The organism is Pseudooceanicola algae (assembly GCF_003590145.2).
Classification (GTDB): domain Bacteria; phylum Pseudomonadota; class Alphaproteobacteria; order Rhodobacterales; family Rhodobacteraceae; genus Pseudooceanicola; species Pseudooceanicola algae.
Map to the genome: position 1 here is coordinate 2,761,720 of NZ_CP060436.1, position 17,073 is coordinate 2,778,792.

The window sequence follows — 17,073 nt, forward strand, 5'->3', positions numbered from 1 at the left end:
CGGCGGAAATTCGCGCGTGGGCTGGTGCAAGCACTGGACAGCGCCCGCCGGTTTCGCCTTTGATCGTCCCCGCCCCTTTTGATTGCGACCCAACCAGAAAGCCGGAAAGACCCATGTCAGACGCCTCTTCCACCCGCCGTTTCGGTCCTTGCACCCGGTTCATCGCCGGGGGACTTGCCCTGCTGGTGGCGGCCTGCGGTACGACCTATGCGGTGCCCCGCGTCTCGAGCCAGAGCACCGAAGTTGCCAATGCGATCTTTGCCGAGGAACAGCGCACCGGGTCGACCAGCAGCACTTCGCAGCAACCCGATGCTGCGGATATGGCGCGCTTTACCCGTGTCGTCGCCAGGGTCGAGCCCGTGGCCGAGTCCGTCTGCCGCCGCGAAACCGCCGGCAGCGGGCGGACCTGCGACATCCGGGTCATCATTGATCAGGACATGTCCCAGCCCAACGCCTACCAGACCTACGACAGCTCCGGCCGCCCGATCGTCGCCTTCTCGCGCCCGATGCTGGCCGAGGTGCGCAACGACGACGAACTGGCCTTCATCCTGGGTCACGAGATGGGCCACCATATCGGCGCCCATACGGACAAGCTGCAATCCCAGGCCATCACCGGTGCCCTGGTCGGTGGTATCCTTGTGGCGACCCTTGGCGGCGATGCGAATGACGCGGTGCTGGGCGCCTATGCCGGCACAGCCGTCGGGTCGATGGCCTATTCGCAAACCTACGAGCTGGAAAGCGACGTGGTCGCGACCTACATCACCGAACAGGCCGGATATAACCCGGTCACAGGCGCACGTTTCTTCGCCCGGCCGAAGCCGCAGCAGACCAGCGGCGGCCTCAGCTTCTGGGGCAGTCACCCGCCGGATCGCAAGCGTCTTGCTACGGTTCTGGAAACCGTCGATCAGCTTTCAGCCAACAGCGGCGAATTGATCCTGGCGCGATAGGCCTCGCTCAGGCTGGGGCCACCCCCGGCACGGTCAAAGGATGAGGACCCGCACGCTGATAGGCCTGTTCGATCTCCAGCAGCCGCTGTTTGCGCCACAGCCCGCCACCATAACCGGTCAGCGCCCCGTCGGCGCCGATCACCCGGTGGCAGGGAATGACCAGGGCAATCTGGTTGGCGCCGTTGGCCCGCGCCACGGCCCGCACGGCATCCGGGCGGCCGATTTGCGCGGCAAGGCCGGAATAGCTGCGGGTTTCACCCGGCGGGATCGCGGCCAGTGCCTGCCAGACCAGCCGGGCAAAGGCGCTGCCATGCAGGGCCAGCGGCGTTTCGAACCCCGCCCCCTGCCCGGCAAAGTACCGCTGCAGTTCGGCGCGGATCTGGGCGCCGGGCGGGTGGCTGCCGATGCCGAGGGACCCCTTGGCATGACGGCTCAGCCTCTGGACCTCGGTCTTCAGCGCCTTGCGGTCGGCAAATTCCAGCAAGTGCAAGTGGCTGGCGCTGCTGATGGCGATCATGTCCCCCAGCGGCGTCGTGATCCATTCCGCCCGCAGCAGCGCATCGCGCGGCAGGCGGCCCGGCGCGCACCCCATCAGCCGGGCGAAAGCCGCCCGAAAGGCGCTGGAAGACGCAAATCCCGCGTCCAACTGCGCCTCGATCACCTTGCCGCCATCGCCAAGTGTGGTGAAGCCTTCGCGCAGCCGCCGCTGGCGCGCCATTTCAAGGAACGTCATGCCGTAGTGCCGTTTGAAGACCCGCCGCAGAGTCGAAAGATCATGCCCCCGCGCCACCAGATCACCTTCGGTCCACCGGTAGCCGGGATCAGCATCAAGCGCCGTCAGCAGGTTGGCAATTGCAGGATCTGCCCCGGCTTCTGGGGCCAGCGGATGGCATCGCTTGCAAGGCCGATAACCGGCCTCGATACAGTGTCCGGCGGTGGCGTGGAACGCGCAGTTCTTTGCCAGCGGCTTGCGCGCCGGGCAGGTCAGGCGACAGAAGATACCGGTGGTCCGCACGCAAACATAGGCCCGACCGTCCCAACCGGGATCACGGGCCAGCAGCGCGGCGTAAAGAATGTCGGGGGGAGGCAGATCGAACATCATGGGACCGGTTTACCCGATCCCGCACCTGCCGCCGCCGAAAATCAGGCATGGATGTCGGAAAGCTACGCCCGTTTGCCCCGGTTCAGCGCCGCCCCCTTGGCCCGGCCCGCATCGGGGTCATCCGCCCGCCCCGGTCTTCGGGCAGCGGGATGAACTCACCCCTGTCATCGGGCGGCAGGTCGAACTGCCCCCGCCCCCAGTCCGCCGTCTTCCAGGCGATCTTGGCCGCCGCGATCCGTTCGGGTGTCGAGGCCACGAAATTCCACCAGATATAACGCGGCCCGTTCAGCGTCGCCCCGCCAAGTGCCAGCAACCGGGCCCCCTGCGGCCCGGCCCGAAGGCTGATCCGGTCACCGGGGCGGAAGACCAGCACCTGCCCGGCAGGGTAACTTTGCCCGGCGACCGTAACCTCTCCGCAAGAGACATGGACCGCGCGGTCCTCGTGATCGTCCGGCAGCGGCAGCGCGGCACCGGGGACAAGGGTCACATCCAGGTAAAAGGCTTCCGAGAACAGCCGGGCGGGGGCGGTTTCCCCAAAGGCGGTGCCAAGGATGAGGCGGGCAGTGATTCCCTCTGCCTCCAGCAGCGGCAGGGCGGGCTGGGCGAAATGCTGAAAGAAGGGCGCCGTTTCCTCTTCGTCCTCGGGCAGGGCGACCCAGGTCTGGATACCGTATAGCCGCCCGGCCCCGCCGCCTTCGGGGCTGCGTTCGGAATGGCTGACCCCACGCCCGGCGACCATCCAGTTGACCTCTCCCGGACGGATCACCTGATCGCTGCCGACCGAATCGCGGTGCTGCACCGCGCCGTCATACAGATAGGTCACCGTGCCGAGGCCGATATGGGGATGCGGACGCACGTCGAGGCGGTCTCCGGTGACCAGGTCCGCCGGGCCCATCTGATCAAAGAAGATGAAGGGGCCGACCATCTGGCGACGCGGTGACGGCAGGGCGCGGCGCACCTCGAATCCGCCGATATCGCGACTGCGCGGCACGATCACCGTTTCAATGGCGTCGCGGGCAATGGCATCGGGATCTGTCAGATCGACCAGGGGATTCCAGCTCATGATTCGCCTCCTCGGCTCGGGGAAATGTAGGCTGACCGGTTCCGCCTGACCTCCGGCATTTGCGCACAAGGGCTGTGAGGCAAGGGATGGCCCGACAGCCAGACCCACGGCGGCCGGTTCATCCCGCTTGACTGAATGATACCGACGCATGTCGAGCACGCCCCCAACCACGCCGCCCGCAAGGATGGCACGCCGGCCCGGCAGGGCGCGCGCCGGTTTATTGTGCGACCGCCGGGATTTTCGGCACCGGCAAGCGCATGAACGTTTACAAGCGCCCGGCTTCCGGCTCACGTCAGGCCATGACGGACAAGCTTTCCATTATCGTTGTCGAACCCGACCGGGACCGCGCGCTGCTGATCGTCGACAGCCTGCGCGAGGCCGGGGAATACGATATTCACGTCATTTCGGAACCCACGGGCATTGCCCGATCGATCCAGTCCCATAACCCCGACATGGTGCTGATCGACATCGCCGACCCGACCCGCGACATGCTGGAGGAACTGACCCTGGCGACCGGCCCGCTGGACCGCCCCGTGGCGATGTTCGTGGACCAGTCGGACGACGGCATGACCCGCGCGGCGATCGAAGCCGGTGTGTCCGCCTATGTCGTCGCCGGGCTGAAGGCCGAGCGGGTGAAACCCATCCTCGATGCCGCCGTCGCCCGGTTCAACATGTTCCAGCGGATGCGCACCGAATTGGCCGCCACCAAGAAGGCGCTGGAGGAACGCAAGGTCATCGACCGCGCCAAGGGTCTGTTGATGAAGGCCCGTGGCATCGATGAAGACCAGGCCTATGCGATGCTGCGCAAGGCGGCGATGGACCAGAACCGGCGCATGGCCGATGTGGCCCAGGCCCTCGTCACCGCGGCAGGGCTGCTGGGATGAAGGCCGCAACCCTGTCCGTGGGCTTCATTGCCCTGACCGATGCCGCGCCGCTGATCGCCGCCCAGGAAATGGGATTTGCCGCCGAGGAAGGGATCGAGCTTGACCTGATCCGCGCGCCCTCCTGGTCCAGCCTGCGCGACATGCTGGTCTTTGGCCGGATCGAGGCGGCGCATATGCTGTCGCCGGTTCCGGTTGCCTCGGCCATGGGTCTGGGTGGCACCGGCGCGCCGATCTCCGCCGTGGCGGTCCTGTCGGTCAATGGCACCGTCATCGGGGTCAGTAACGAGATGGCCGCGCGGCTGGCCGGTGTCGGCCATGATTTCGCCTTCAACGATGCCCGCGCCGCCGGCGCCGCGCTGATCGCGGCCAAGGACCCGGCCCGCCCGCTGCGTATCGGCGTGCCGTTCCCATTTTCGATGCATGCGGAACTGCTGTATTACTGGCTGTCCGCCCTTGGCCTGCCCGCTCCACAAAGCGTGTCGATCCATACAGTCCCCCCGCCCCTGATGGCCCAGGCCATCGCGGCGGGGGAAATCGATGCCTTCTGCGTCGGCGAACCCTGGGGGTCGATCACCGTGGAAAACGGCGCCGGAGCCTTGCTGCTGCCGGGCAAGGCGATCTGGCAATTCGCGCCGGAAAAGGTGCTGGCCGTGCGCACCGACTGGGCCGAAAACGAAGACGCCCTGCTGGGCCGCCTGATCCGCGCGCTCTGGCGGGCCGGACGCTGGCTGGCGCAGCCCGCCTCGCGCAGCCTCGCCGCCGAGATCCTGTCGGCGCCCGATTACCTGAACCTGCCCGCCGAAGTGCTGGACCGCGCGCTGACGGGGCGGCTGACGATTTCGTCCCGTGGCGAAATGCGTGACGTGCCCGGCTTCATCGGCTTTCACAGGGGCACCGCGAATTTCCCCTGGCGCAGTCAGGCCGAATGGATCGCCCTGCAACTGGCCGCCCGCACCGGGCTGGATCGCGACCGGGCCATTCGCGCCGGACGGACGGCATTCCGCAGCGATCTTTACCGCACTGCGCTGGCCGGAACCGAAGCCGACATGCCCGGTGCCTCGTTGAAGGTAGAAGGCGGAGTGCAGACCGAAACCTCCATCGCCTCCGAAGCGGGGCGGCTGTCACTGCTGCCCGATCAGTTCTTTGATGGCCGTATTTTTGAGCCGTACACTCCCTGAAGCCCATTTTGGGGGCGATTTGGGGGCTCATCTCCCCAATTTTCGGCTTTTTCCCCGCCAGGCCTGACAGAACATTTGCAACGAATGCGCGAATCCGGCTTTTAGTCTGGTCAAGGCAGGCAATGGCGCCCACCTGAAGAATTCTCCCACCGATTGGGTTCGACTGAGCAAAGCCGCTCGACTCTCCGTTCATCTTGAACGGGGTCAGTCAGAGCGGCTTTTCACGTTTGGCCCGGTAGGACACGAAATCCCCGGGCGCAACTACGGGGTAAATCATGAAACGACTACTCGCTTCTTTCGCCATCACGACCGCCATCGTCGCACCGGCCTCTGCCGAAATGCTTGACCTGGAAAAGGACGTGCTGACCTTCGGGTTCATCAAGCTGACCGACATGGCGCCGCTGGCCGTCGCCTATGAGCAGGGGTTCTTCGACGACGAAGGCCTGTTCGTGACGCTGGAAGCCCAGGCCAACTGGAAGGTCCTGCTGGATGGCGTGATCTCCGGAACGCTGGACGGCGCGCATATGCTGGCCGGGCAACCGCTGGCCGCCACCATCGGTTACGGCACCGAGGCGCATATCATCACCCCCTTCTCGATGGACCTGAACGGCAACGGCATCACCGTCAGCAACGAGGTCTGGGAGATGATGAAACCGACCCTGCCGGTCGGTGACGACGGCCTGGTAGAGCACCCGATTTCCGCCTCGGCGCTGAAACCGGTGATCGAGGACTTCAACGGTCGCGGCAAACCCTTCAACATGGGCATGGTCTTTCCGGTTTCGACCCACAACTACGAACTGCGCTACTGGCTGGCCGCCGGCGGGATCGAGCCGGGCTATTATTCCCCCGAAAACGTCACCGGCCAGATCGCGGCCGAGGCATTCCTCTCCGTGACCCCGCCGCCGCAGATGCCCGCGACCCTCGAGGCGGGCACGATCTCGGGCTATAGCGTCGGCGAGCCGTGGAACCAGCAGGCGGTCTTCAAGGGCATCGGCGTGCCGGTGATCACCGATTACGAGCTGTGGAAGAACAACCCCGAAAAGGTCTTCGGCATCTCGGCCTCCTTCGCCGAGGAAAACCCCAATACCACCCTCGCCGTGGTCAAGGCGCTGATCCGCGCCGCGCAATGGCTGGACGAGAACGACAATGCCAACCGCGAAGAGGCAGTCGATATCCTGTCGCGCCCGGAATATGTGGGCGCGGACCGCGAAGTCATCGCCAACTCGATGACCGGCACCTTCGAATATGAGAAGGGCGACACCCGCGACGTTCCCGATTTCAACGTCTTCTTCCGCTACTACGCCACCCAGCCGTTCTATTCCGACGCGGTCTGGTACCTGACCCAGATGCGCCGCTGGGGCCAGATTGCCGAAGCCAAGCCCGACAGCTGGTACGACGAGGTCGCGAAATCCGTCTACAAGCCCGCGATCTACCTCGAAGCCGCGCGGATGCTGGTCGACGAAGGTCTGGTCGACGAGGCCGATTTCGCCTGGGACAGCGATGGCTACAAGGAACCGACCCCGGCGGGCGATATCATCGACGGCATCGGCTACGACGGCCGCGCCCCGAACGCCTACCTGGAAAGCCTGCCGATCGGGCTGAAGGGCGACCAGATCGTCGTCGGCAACGAGATCCAGGGCTGAGCTTGCGGTGCGTGCAGGCACGCATCCTGCGGATCCGCTTCGCAGGGTGTGCGTCCTGCACGCACCACGTCCGACACATGAGATTTTGCAACGGGTTCTGCCCGTCAGATCAAGGACATGACCATGACAACCGTCGATCCCGAATTTGCACGCGCAGAGGCCCGCGAAGCCCGTCGTGCGCGGCTGTTCAGCCGCATCACCACCGCCGACAAGTGGTTCCAGGTGCTGGGCCTCGCCTGGATCACACCGATCCTGCGCGCCGGCGCCGGGGACAATCCCAAGGCCCAGGTCAAGGAGATCTGGCGCCTGCTGATCGTCCCGATCCTGGCCATCGCCGTCTTCATCGGCCTTTGGGCCACGCTGGCCCCCACGGTCCAGACATCGCTTGGCGCCATCCCCGGCCCGGCCCAGGTCTGGGACGAAGCGGTCGCCCTGAACCAGGCCGCGATCGAGACCGCGTCGGAAAAGCGCGACTTTCAGGACCGGGTCGATGCCCGCAACCAGCGATTCATCGACAATGGCCAGCCCGAGAAGGTCAAGCAGATCCCCTATACCGGCGCGCCCAGCTACTACGCGCAGATCTGGACCTCGATCAAGACGGTGTTCTTCGGTTTCCTCGTCGCCTCGGCAGTGGCCATTCCGGTCGGCATCGCTGCTGGGCTTTCGGCCACGGCCAATGCCGCCGTCAACCCGATCATCCAGATCTTCAAACCGGTTTCGCCGCTGGCCTGGCTGCCCATCGTGACGATGATCGTCTCGGCCGTCTACACCACCAATGACGGCATGTTTTCCAAGTCATTTCTCGTCTCGGCCATCACCGTGACGCTCTGTTCGCTCTGGCCGACGCTGATCAATACCTCGCTCGGGGTCGCCTCGATCGACAAGGACCTGATCTCGGTCTCCAAGGTGCTGAAAATGGGCACATGGCAGAAAATCACCCAGCTGGTGCTGCCCTCGGCGCTGCCGCTGATCTTCACCGGCCTGCGGCTTAGCCTGGGCGTCGGATGGATGGTCCTGATCGCGGCGGAAATGCTGGCGCAGAACCCCGGCCTCGGGAAATTCGTCTGGGATGAATTCCAGAATGGCAGCTCCTCCAGCCTCGCCAAGATCATGGTCGCGGTCTTCACCATCGGGATCATCGGCTTCCTGCTGGATCGGGTGATGTTCGCGCTGCAGTCCCTCTTCACCTTCTCGAACAATCGGTGATCGGCATGAGCATTCTCAAATTCGCCAACGTCTCGAAAAGCTTCGGGGAAGGCATCTCGAAAGCCGAGGTTCTGAAGAACATCAACCTCGAGGTGAAGGAAGGTGAATTCCTGGTTCTGCTCGGCTTTTCGGGCACCGGCAAGACGACGCTGATCAACCTGATGGCGGGGCTGGAAAGCCCGACCAGGGGGGCGGTGACCTTCAAGGGCCAGCCGATCACCGGCCCCGGCCCGGAACGCGGCGTGATCTTCCAGAACTATTCGCTGATGCCCTGGCTGACGGTCGCCGGGAACGTGCAACTGGCGCTGGATTCCGTCTTCCCGAAGATGTCGAAGGCCGAAAAGGCCGAACGCGTCGCCCATTACGTCGACATGGTCGGCCTGCCCCATGCCGCCAGCCGCCGCCCGGCGGAACTGTCCGGGGGGATGCGCCAGCGGGTCAACGTGGCCCGCGCCCTGGCCATGTCGCCCGAGGTGCTGCTGCTGGACGAACCGCTTTCGGCGCTCGACGCGCTGACCCGCGCCAACCTGGCGGACGAGATCGAACATATCTGGGACGCCGACAAGAAGACCTGCGTGCTGATCACCAACGACGTGGACGAAGCGATCATCCTTGCCGACCGCATCATCGCGCTGAATCCCGATGGCACCCTGGGCGAGGAATTCTCCGTCTCCATCCCGCGCCCGCGTGACCGGTCCGCGATGAACCACGACGCCGGTTTCAAGGCCCTGCGCGCCCGCGTCACCAACTACCTGATGGATGTCGGCATCCAGGCCAAGGCCGAGGAAACCCGCCACCTGCCCGACATCAAGCCCAACCATTCGGTCCCCACTGCCGTGGTCGACGCCCAGAAGAACCTTCTGGAACAGCGCTACCTGTCGTTCGAAGGGCTGCACAAGATCTATCCCACGCCCAAGGGCCCGCTGACCGTGGTCGAGGATTTCAACCTCAAGCTCAACCGCGGGGAATTCATTTCGCTGATCGGGCATTCGGGCTGCGGCAAGTCCACGGTGCTGACCATGACCGCCGGGCTGAACGCGATCTCGAAGGGGGTCATCAAGCTGGATGGTTACGACGTGAAAGGCGCGGACCCGGAACGCGCCGTGGTCTTCCAGTCGCCGAACCTGTTCCCCTGGCTCTCGGCCAAGGAAAACGTCGCCATCGGGGTCGAACGTGTCTACCCCAAGGCCAGCATGGCCGAACGCCGCGACGTGATCGAATATTACCTTGAACGCGTCGGCCTTGGCGATGCGATGGACCGCCCGGCGCATTCCATGTCCAACGGCATGAAACAGCGCGTCGGCATCGCCCGCGCCTTCGCCCTGTCACCCAAGCTGCTGCTGCTGGACGAGCCCTTCGGGATGCTCGACAGCCTGACCCGCTGGGAGTTGCAGGAAGTCCTGATGGAGGTCTGGTCGCGCACCAAGGTCACCGCGATCTGCGTCACCCATGACGTCGACGAAGCCATCCTTCTGGCCGACCGCGTGGTCATGATGACCAACGGCCCGCAGGCCACCATCGGCAAGATTACCGACGTGAAACTGCCCCGCCCCCGCACCCGCAAGGCGCTGCTGGAGCACCCGGATTACTATCTTTACCGCGAGCAGGTGCTGAGCTTCCTCGAGGAATATGAACATGGCGCCAAGGGCAAGACCGCCCAGAAGGCCGACGCCGCCAAACCGGACAGCCAGGAGGCCGCATGATGGACACCGCAATCGACACGACCGCAAGGACCTTCATCGAGGTCGCAGAAATCTGGGTGCCGGAAGGCGACCGGCTGGTGCTGGGCGAAGGCCACTACGGCGCGCTCGACACCTTCGCCGAAGCCTCGCGGCGCGAAAGCTTTGCGAAGGGCGAAGGCCTGCCGGGCAAGGCCTGGGCCGAAGGCCGCCCGGTGGTGCTGAAGGCATTCGACGGCTCTTATTTCAAGCGCACCGAGGCCGCGAAAGAGGCCGGTCTGACCGCCGCCGTCGCCGTGCCGGTGTTCTCCGGCAAGACGCTCAAGGCCGTTCTGGTGGTCTTCTGCGCCGATGACGAGGTCCGCACCGGCGCCATCGAGGTCTGGAAGGACGACGACGGCGTGCTGGTGCTGGACGATGGCTACTACGGCGCCGCAAAGCATTTTGAATGGGTGTCCCAGCACACGCAATTCCCGCGCGGTCAGGGCTTGCCAGGGGGTGTCTGGGCGTCGAAAACCCCGATCCTGATGCGCGATCTCGGTTCCGGCTACCGCTTTATCCGCGCCGAAAGCGCGGGCAAGGCCGGGCTGACCACGGGCATCGGCATGCCGATCCCGGTGCCGGGCGGAGAAACCTATGTGCTGGCGCTGCTGTCGGCCCTGGGCACCCCCATCGCCCGCCGGTTCGAGCTGTGGGATGCCCGCTCGGCCCGCGTCGGCAAGGGCGAACCCGCTGCCGTGCTGGTCGACGGGATCTGCGCCCGCGAAGGCAAGCTCTGGGTCGGGGAAACCGAAGACCCGCGCCGTGTCACCGCCTGGCAGGGGGTCATCGGCCGCGTGCTGGGCACCGGCCTGCCGGTTGTCGAGGCGGGCACGCCCGGCCTGACCGCCGGCTACGACACCCTGATCGCCCTGCCCATCCACATGGACGGTGAGCTTGCGCACATCGTCGCCTGGTATTGCTGAGAGGAGCCTGAAATCATGCAGAAACTGGTCGTCATCGGTGCCGGCATGGCCTCTGGCCGTGTCCTCGAGCACCTGAGGGACAACGCGCCCGAAGCTTTCGACATCACCCTTTTCAACGCCGAACCGCGCGGCAACTACAACCGCATCATGCTGTCGCCGGTCCTGTCGGGTGAAAAGACCTACGCCGAAATCGTCACCCATGATGACGATTGGTACGGGCAGAACGCCGTCACCTGCCGCTTCGGCGAAAAGGTGATCTCGGTCGACCGCGCCCGCAAGGTCGTCATCGGCGAGAAGGGCGAAGTGCCCTATGACAAGCTGATCTTCGGCACCGGGTCGTCGCCCTTCATCATCCCGCTGCCGGGGCACGACAAGAAAGGCGTCGTCGCCTACCGCGATCTCGAAGATACCAATGCCATGATCGAGGCCGGCGCCCGGCCCGGCGCCAGCGCCGTGGTCATCGGCGGTGGCCTTCTGGGGCTGGAAGCCGCCGCGGGCCTGCGCCTGCGCGGGATGGAGGTGACGGTGCTGCACATCGCCACCCACCTGATGGAGCGCCAGCTGGACGAAGCCGCCGGCTACCTGCTGCGCAAGGATCTGGAAAAGCGCGGGATCAACGTGATCCTGCAGGCCTCGACCCAGGAAATCACCGGCGGCGACCGTGCCGAGGCCGTACATCTGGCCGATGGCACCGTGTTGCCCTGCGATATCGTCGTCATGGCCGTGGGCATCCGCCCCGCCGTGCAACTGGCCAAGGATTGCGGGCTGACCGTCAACCGCGCCATCGAGGTCGACGCGCAGATGCAGACCTCGGATCCGGATGTCTTCGCGGTTGGCGAATGCGTCGAATACATGGGCAATGTCTTCGGCCTTGTCGCGCCGCTATACGATCAGGCCAAGGTGCTGGCGAAGACCCTGCTCGGCGAAGCCGATGTCTTCAGGATGAAGGAACTGTCCACCAAGCTGAAGGTCACCGGCTGCGACCTGTTCAGCGCCGGTGATTTTGCCGAAGGCGAGGGGCGCGAGGACATCGTGTTCCGGGATCCGGGTCGCGGCGTCTACAAGCGCCTGGTGATCGAGGACGACCAGCTGATCGGCGCCGTCATGTATGGTGACACGGCGGACGGCAACTGGTTCTTCGGGCTGATCAAGGACGGCACCGACGTGTCGGAGATGCGCGACAACCTTATCTTCGGACCGGCCTTCCAGGGGGGTGCCCAGGCGGACCCTATGGCGGCCGTTGCAGCCTTACCGCCTGAGGCGGAAATCTGTGGCTGCAACGGCGTATGCAAGGGCGATATCGTGGCGGCCATCGAGGCGGGCGCAGGCGATCTGGGCGCAATCCGCGCCACCACCAAGGCCAGTGCGTCCTGCGGGACCTGCACCGGGCTGGTGGAACAGGTGCTTTCGGTCACGCTTGGCGACGACTTCGTCCTGCCGACCGCACAGCCCGTCTGCGGCTGCACCGACCTGACCCACGAAGACGTCCGCCGCCTGATCAAGGCGCAGGAGCTGAAATCCCAGCCCGCCGTCTGGCAGGAGCTGGGCTGGAAAACCCCCAACGGCTGTCACACCTGCCGCCCGGCGGTGAACTACTACCTGCTGGCCGACTGGCCGTTGGAGTACCAGGACGACCTGCAATCGCGCTTCGTGAACGAACGCAACCACGCCAACATCCAGAAGGACGGGACCTTTTCCGTCATGCCGCGCATGTGGGGCGGGATCACCACCCCGGACGAGCTGCGCGCCATCGCCGATGCCGCCGACAAGTTCAAGGTGCCCACCGTCAAGGTCACCGGCGGCCAGCGGATCGATCTTCTGGGCGTGAAGAAGCAGGACCTGACCGCGATCTGGTACGATCTGAACCAGGCCGGGATGGTGTCGGGCCACGCCTATTCCAAGGGGTTGCGCACGGTGAAGACCTGCGTCGGCACGGATCACTGCCGCTTCGGCACGCAGGACAGTACCGGCCTTGGCATCAAGCTTGAGAAAAAGCTCTGGGGGTCCTGGACGCCGCACAAGGTCAAGCTGGCCGTGTCGGGTTGCCCGCGGAACTGCGCCGAGGCGACCTGCAAGGATGTCGGCATCATCTGCGTCGACAGCGGCTATCAGGTCGGCGTCGGCGGCGCGGCGGGCATGGATCTGAAGGAAACCGAACCGCTGGTCGCCGTGCCGACCGAAGACGAGGCGATCGAATGGACCACCGCCTTCATCCAGCTTTACCGCGAACACGGCAAGTACCTCGACCGGCCCTATAAGTGGGTTGCCAGGGTCGGGCTGGACTGGGTCAAGGAAACGCTTGCCGATCCGGCGATGCGCAAGGCCCTGAACGAACGCTTCGAAATCTCGCAATCCGTTTATCGCAAGGACCCCTGGGCCGATCACGCCGAAAAGCGCGCGGATTACTACCAGCCCCTTGCAGACCTGACCCAGGAGGCCGCGGAATGAACTGGATCGACATCGGACATATCGAAGACATCCCCTTGCGTGGCGCGCGGGTGGTAAAGACCCCGGCAGGCTGCGTGGCGGTCTTCCGCACCGGCCCGGATCAGGTCTATGCGGTCTCGGACACCTGCCCACACAAGGGCGGGCCGCTGTCGGACGGGATCGTGCATGACCGCAAGATCACCTGCCCGCTGCACAACATGGTCTTCGATCTGGAAACCGGCCTGTCTCAGGGCATCGAAAAGGAACAGATCGCAACCTACCCGATCCGGGTCGAGGACGGCCGCCTGATGCTGAACGGTGAAAGCGTCGGCAAGCGGAGCGCGGCCTGATGGACGGCACCGGTCTGCCCGACCCCGCCGGGGATGAAATCCGCTCGACCTGCGCCTATTGCGGCGTGGGCTGCGGCGTGCTTCTGCGCCCTGACGGCACGGGCGGGCTGGCGGTCCGGGGCGACCCGGACCACCCGGCGAACTTCGGGCGGCTCTGTTCCAAGGGCACCAACCTTGGCGAGACCGTGGATCTGGACGACCGCCTGCTGCACCCGGTGCTGAACGGCGAACAGGTCGGCTGGGACACCGCGATGGAGACCCTGGCGACGAAGTTTCGCGATGCCATCGCGGCACACGGGCCGGATTCCGTGGCCTTTTACGTCTCGGGCCAATTGCTGACCGAGGATTACTACCTGGCCAACAAGCTGATGAAAGGCTTCATCGGGTCCGCGAATATCGACACGAATTCAAGGCTTTGCATGGCATCCACCGTGGCGGGGCACAAACGCGCCTTCGGCACCGATACCGTGCCCGGCACCTACGAGGACCTGGAAGAGGCCGATCTGGTGGTCCTGACCGGCTCCAACCTGGCCTGGTGTCACCCGGTGCTTTACCAACGCATCGCCGCGGCCAAGCAGGCCCGGCCCAAGATGCGCATCATCGTCATCGACCCGCGCCGCACCGCCACCTGCGACCTTGCGGACATGCACCTGCCGCTGAAGCCGGGATCGGATGTCGCGCTGTTCAACGGGTTGCTGGCCGCGATCGGCGAAACCGGCACCTGCGATGGCGCCTTCCTCGACAATGTCGATGGCTACGACGAGGCCCTGGCACAGGCGCAGGCCAGCGACCTCGGCCTGACCGGTCTCGACCCGGCGCTGCTGCACGAATTCTTCCACGCCTGGATCAGCACCGAAAAGGTCGTCACCGTCTTCAGCCAGGGGGTGAACCAGTCCAGTTCCGGGTCCGACAAGGTCAATGCGATCATCAACTGCCACCTTGCCACGGGCCGCATCGGGAAACCCGGCATGGGGCCCTTCAGCGTCACCGGGCAGCCCAATGCCATGGGCGGACGCGAGGTCGGCGGGCTGGCCAATACCCTTGCCTGCCACATGGATATCACCAACCCCGATCACCGCCAGGCCGTGCGCCAGTTCTGGGATGCCGAGGCGATGCCGCAGGACCACGGGCTGAAAGCGGTCGAAATGTTCCAGGCCGTCGGTCGCGGAGAGATCAAGGCGATCTGGATCATCCACACCAACCCGGCCGTATCGATGCCCGACGCCGATGCGGTCAAGGCCGCACTGGCGGGCTGCGAATTCGTCGCCGTGTCGGATGTGACCGCGCAGACCGATACCGCGCGGCTGGCGCATCTGCTGCTGCCCGCCACTGCATGGGCCGAAAAATCCGGCACCGTCACCAATTCCGATCGCACCATCAGCCGCCAGCGCGCCGTGCTGCCCGAACCCGGCGAGGCCCGCCCCGATTGGTGGGCACTGGCCGAGTTCGGCCGCCGCATGGGCTGGGCGCAGGCCTTCGATTTCACCGGTCCGGCGGAGATCTTTCGCGAACATGCGGCCCTGTCGGGAATCGCGGGGGGCTTCGGGCTCGATTTCGACATCTCGGGGATGCAGGATCTGTCCGATGCTGCCTACGACCAGATGACCCCGGTGCGCTGGCCGATGACAGGCGCGCGTCAGGGGGGGCGGTTCTTTGGCGATGGCCGGTTCTTCACGGCCTCGGGCAAGGCCAACATGCTGGCGCTGACCCCGCGCACGCCAGTGGCCCGGACCGAGCCGCGCTACCCCTTCCGGTTGAACACCGGGCGTATTCGCGACCAATGGCACACGATGACCCGCACCGGAAAATCGCCCCGGCTGTCGTCGCATCTGGCGGAACCTTTCCTTGAAATCCACCCCGAGGACGCCGCCCGGCTGGGCATTTCCGCCGCCGGTCTGGTGCAGGTCACCTCGCCGCACGGGCGCGGCATCCTGCGGGCGCTGATCACCGACCGGGTACGGCCGGGCGACATCTTTGCCCCGATGCACTGGACCGGGGAAACCGCGCCCTCGGCCCGGATCGACAGCCTTGTGGCCCCGGTCACCGACCCGGTGTCGGGGCAGCCCGAAAGCAAGGCCTCGGTCGCGGCCATCGCGCCCTATGACGCGGCCTTCCATGCCTTTGCGGTGGCGGCAGACCGCTTTACCCCCGCCACGGAATACTGGGCGCGGGCGCGCACCGCGACCGGCTGGCGCGCGGAAATCGCCGGAAGCACTTTACCCGCCGACTGGACGGCCTATGCTCTGGATCTGTTCCAGACGGAGCCCGGTAGCATGCAGATTGTCAGCGACCCCAAACGCGGCACCTTTCGCGCGGCCTTCCACGATGGCGGGCGGCTGACGGCGGCCCTGTTCGTCGCCCCCACCCCGGTGGCGGTGATGCGCGACTACCTGTCGGGCCTTGCGGGAACCGCGGCCCCCATGGCCCTGGCCGGGCGCCTTGGCGCCGATCAGCCGGACCCCGGCCCGACGATCTGTTCCTGTTTCGGCGTCGGCGTGAACACCATCCTGTCCGCGATCGAGGCCCAGGCGCTGATCAGCGTCGAGGCCATCGGCGCCGCCCTTCAGGCCGGGACGAACTGCGGCTCCTGCCGCCCGGAACTGGCGCAATTGCTGACCCGCACCCCAACCAGAGAAGCCGCCGAATGACCATCGCGCCCTATGTCCGTCACCTGGGGCGCGGGCCGGGGCGATCCCGGTCTCTGACCCAGGACGAAGCCTTCGACGCCATGCGCCTGATGCTGGCCGGCGAGGCCGCACCGGAATCCATCGGGGCGCTGTTGATGCTGATGCGGATGAAGGGCGAAATCCCCGAGGAAATCGCCGGTTTCGCCGCCTCCGCCCGTGCCACCCTGCCCCAGATCCCGGCCCCCGCGCTCGACTGGCCGTCCTATGCCGCCGGGCGCACGCGCGGGTTGCCCTTCTTCCTGCTGTCGGCGCGACTGGTCGCCCAAGGCGGCTATCCGGTGCTGCTGCATGGCTGGAATTCGGCCGCCCATATGAACGAGATCGCCTCGATCCGGGGCTGCCTGCCCCATGCGGGGATCACCGCCGCGACCTCTGTCGAACATGCCGGAGAGCTTCTGGACCGGCACCGCATCGCCTATCTGCCGCTGGAATCTTTCCAGCCGGGATTGCTGCATCTGCTGCGCCTGCGGGAAAAGTTCAACCTGCGGTCCTGCGTGAACACCGTGTTGCGGGTGCTGAACCCGGCGCGGGCCCCGGCCTCGGTCCAGGGGGTGTTTCATCCGCCGTACCTGGAATTACAGGCCGATGCGGGGCTGCTTCTGGGGCAGGAAAACCTGACCGTGATCAAGGGTGGCGGCGGTGAATTCGAACGCAACCCGGCCAAGGGCGTGTCGCTGTTCGGCCTGCGCGCGGGCGCGCCCTTCACCGGCACCCTGCCCGCGATCCTTGATGAACACGGCAAGCTTAATCAGGGCTGGGAGGATCAGACCCTGCTGGCGCAACTGTGGCGGGGCGACTGGCAGGATCCCTTTGCCGAAGCCGTGGTGACCGGCACGGCGGAACTGGCGCTGGCGACCCTTGGGGATGCGACCCCGGGCGATACCGCCCGCCGCCTCTGGACGGAACGCGATACCTCGATGGCGCTCGACTGACAGGCGTCAG

Annotated in this window: 13 protein-coding genes; 11 read left to right on the forward strand and 2 right to left on the reverse strand. The window is 65.7% G+C overall.

The window, feature by feature from the left end:
• Positions 1 to 113 precede the first annotated feature (113 nt).
• Positions 114 to 947: a M48 family metalloprotease gene (locus PSAL_RS12935; RefSeq protein WP_196222911.1), complete on the forward strand. Its 834-nt coding sequence runs from the start codon at positions 114 to 116 to the stop codon at positions 945 to 947.
• Positions 948 to 954: 7 nt separating this feature from the next.
• On the opposite strand, the gene PSAL_RS12940 is transcribed toward PSAL_RS12935, so the two are convergent.
• Together PSAL_RS12940 and PSAL_RS12945 are read right to left on the reverse strand one after the other, a co-directional pair.
• Positions 955 to 2,049: a bifunctional transcriptional activator/DNA repair enzyme AdaA gene (locus PSAL_RS12940; RefSeq protein ID WP_119841045.1), complete on the reverse strand. Its 1,095-nt coding sequence runs from the start codon at positions 2,047 to 2,049 to the stop codon at positions 955 to 957.
• A gap of 82 nt (positions 2,050 to 2,131) precedes the next feature.
• On the reverse strand, positions 2,132 to 3,112 hold the full coding sequence (locus tag PSAL_RS12945; RefSeq protein WP_119841046.1) for a pirin family protein: 981 nt from the start codon (positions 3,110 to 3,112) through the stop codon (positions 2,132 to 2,134).
• 299 nt (positions 3,113 to 3,411) lie between these two features.
• On the opposite strand from PSAL_RS12945, the gene PSAL_RS12950 reads away from it, so the two are divergent.
• The 10 genes from PSAL_RS12950 (at position 3,412) to PSAL_RS12995 (ending at position 17,063) form a co-directional block, all read left to right on the forward strand.
• Positions 3,412 to 3,996, forward strand: a complete 585-nt coding sequence (locus PSAL_RS12950; protein WP_119841199.1) for an ANTAR domain-containing response regulator — start codon at positions 3,412 to 3,414, stop codon at positions 3,994 to 3,996.
• Positions 3,993 to 5,174, forward strand: a complete 1,182-nt coding sequence (locus PSAL_RS12955; RefSeq protein ID WP_119841047.1) for an ABC transporter substrate-binding protein — start codon at positions 3,993 to 3,995, stop codon at positions 5,172 to 5,174. Before PSAL_RS12950 ends, PSAL_RS12955 begins: the two co-directional genes overlap by 4 nt.
• 275 nt (positions 5,175 to 5,449) lie before the next feature.
• Positions 5,450 to 6,817: a CmpA/NrtA family ABC transporter substrate-binding protein gene (locus PSAL_RS12960; protein ID WP_119841048.1), complete on the forward strand. Its 1,368-nt coding sequence runs from the start codon at positions 5,450 to 5,452 to the stop codon at positions 6,815 to 6,817.
• 123 nt (positions 6,818 to 6,940) lie between these two features.
• The gene (locus PSAL_RS12965; protein WP_119841200.1) at positions 6,941 to 8,023 is read left to right on the forward strand and encodes an ABC transporter permease; all 1,083 of its coding nucleotides are present in this window, start codon (positions 6,941 to 6,943) and stop codon (positions 8,021 to 8,023) included.
• 5 nt (positions 8,024 to 8,028) lie between these two features.
• A complete protein-coding gene (locus PSAL_RS12970) occupies positions 8,029 to 9,726 on the forward strand; it encodes an ABC transporter ATP-binding protein (RefSeq protein ID WP_196222912.1) in 1,698 nt (565 codons plus the stop codon).
• On the forward strand, positions 9,723 to 10,667 hold the full coding sequence (locus PSAL_RS12975; protein ID WP_231388517.1) for a GAF domain-containing protein: 945 nt from the start codon (positions 9,723 to 9,725) through the stop codon (positions 10,665 to 10,667). Before PSAL_RS12970 ends, PSAL_RS12975 begins: the two co-directional genes overlap by 4 nt.
• Positions 10,668 to 10,682: 15 nt before the next feature.
• On the forward strand, positions 10,683 to 13,115 hold the full coding sequence (gene nirB / locus PSAL_RS12980; protein WP_119841051.1) for a nitrite reductase large subunit NirB: 2,433 nt from the start codon (positions 10,683 to 10,685) through the stop codon (positions 13,113 to 13,115).
• Entirely contained in the window at positions 13,112 to 13,444 is a 333-nt protein-coding gene (gene nirD / locus PSAL_RS12985) for a nitrite reductase small subunit NirD (RefSeq protein ID WP_119841052.1), read from the forward strand. The genes nirB and nirD overlap by 4 nt, the downstream gene beginning before the upstream one ends.
• A complete protein-coding gene (locus PSAL_RS12990) occupies positions 13,444 to 16,092 on the forward strand; it encodes a nitrate reductase (protein ID WP_119841053.1) in 2,649 nt (882 codons plus the stop codon). The genes nirD and PSAL_RS12990 overlap by 1 nt, the downstream gene beginning before the upstream one ends.
• The gene (locus PSAL_RS12995; RefSeq protein WP_119841054.1) at positions 16,089 to 17,063 is read left to right on the forward strand and encodes a glycosyl transferase family protein; all 975 of its coding nucleotides are present in this window, start codon (positions 16,089 to 16,091) and stop codon (positions 17,061 to 17,063) included. The genes PSAL_RS12990 and PSAL_RS12995 overlap by 4 nt, the downstream gene beginning before the upstream one ends.
• Positions 17,064 to 17,073: the final 10 nt, after the last annotated feature.

Bases quoted from the DNA above. Each gene is read 5' to 3' on its own strand.
- PSAL_RS12935 (WP_196222911.1), top strand. From the start codon at position 114: ATGTCAGACGCCTCTTCCACCCGCCGTTTCGGTCCTTGCACCCGGTTC.
- PSAL_RS12940 (WP_119841045.1), bottom strand. From the start codon at position 2,049: ATGATGTTCGATCTGCCTCCCCCCGACATTCTTTACGCCGCGCTGCTG.
- PSAL_RS12945 (WP_119841046.1), bottom strand. From the start codon at position 3,112: ATGAGCTGGAATCCCCTGGTCGATCTGACAGATCCCGATGCCATTGCC.
- PSAL_RS12950 (WP_119841199.1), top strand. From the start codon at position 3,412: ATGACGGACAAGCTTTCCATTATCGTTGTCGAACCCGACCGGGACCGC.
- PSAL_RS12955 (WP_119841047.1), top strand. From the start codon at position 3,993: ATGAAGGCCGCAACCCTGTCCGTGGGCTTCATTGCCCTGACCGATGCC.
- PSAL_RS12960 (WP_119841048.1), top strand. From the start codon at position 5,450: ATGAAACGACTACTCGCTTCTTTCGCCATCACGACCGCCATCGTCGCA.
- PSAL_RS12965 (WP_119841200.1), top strand. From the start codon at position 6,941: ATGACAACCGTCGATCCCGAATTTGCACGCGCAGAGGCCCGCGAAGCC.
- PSAL_RS12970 (WP_196222912.1), top strand. From the start codon at position 8,029: ATGAGCATTCTCAAATTCGCCAACGTCTCGAAAAGCTTCGGGGAAGGC.
- PSAL_RS12975 (WP_231388517.1), top strand. From the start codon at position 9,723: ATGATGGACACCGCAATCGACACGACCGCAAGGACCTTCATCGAGGTC.
- nirB (WP_119841051.1), top strand. From the start codon at position 10,683: ATGCAGAAACTGGTCGTCATCGGTGCCGGCATGGCCTCTGGCCGTGTC.
- nirD (WP_119841052.1), top strand. From the start codon at position 13,112: ATGAACTGGATCGACATCGGACATATCGAAGACATCCCCTTGCGTGGC.
- PSAL_RS12990 (WP_119841053.1), top strand. From the start codon at position 13,444: ATGGACGGCACCGGTCTGCCCGACCCCGCCGGGGATGAAATCCGCTCG.
- PSAL_RS12995 (WP_119841054.1), top strand. From the start codon at position 16,089: ATGACCATCGCGCCCTATGTCCGTCACCTGGGGCGCGGGCCGGGGCGA.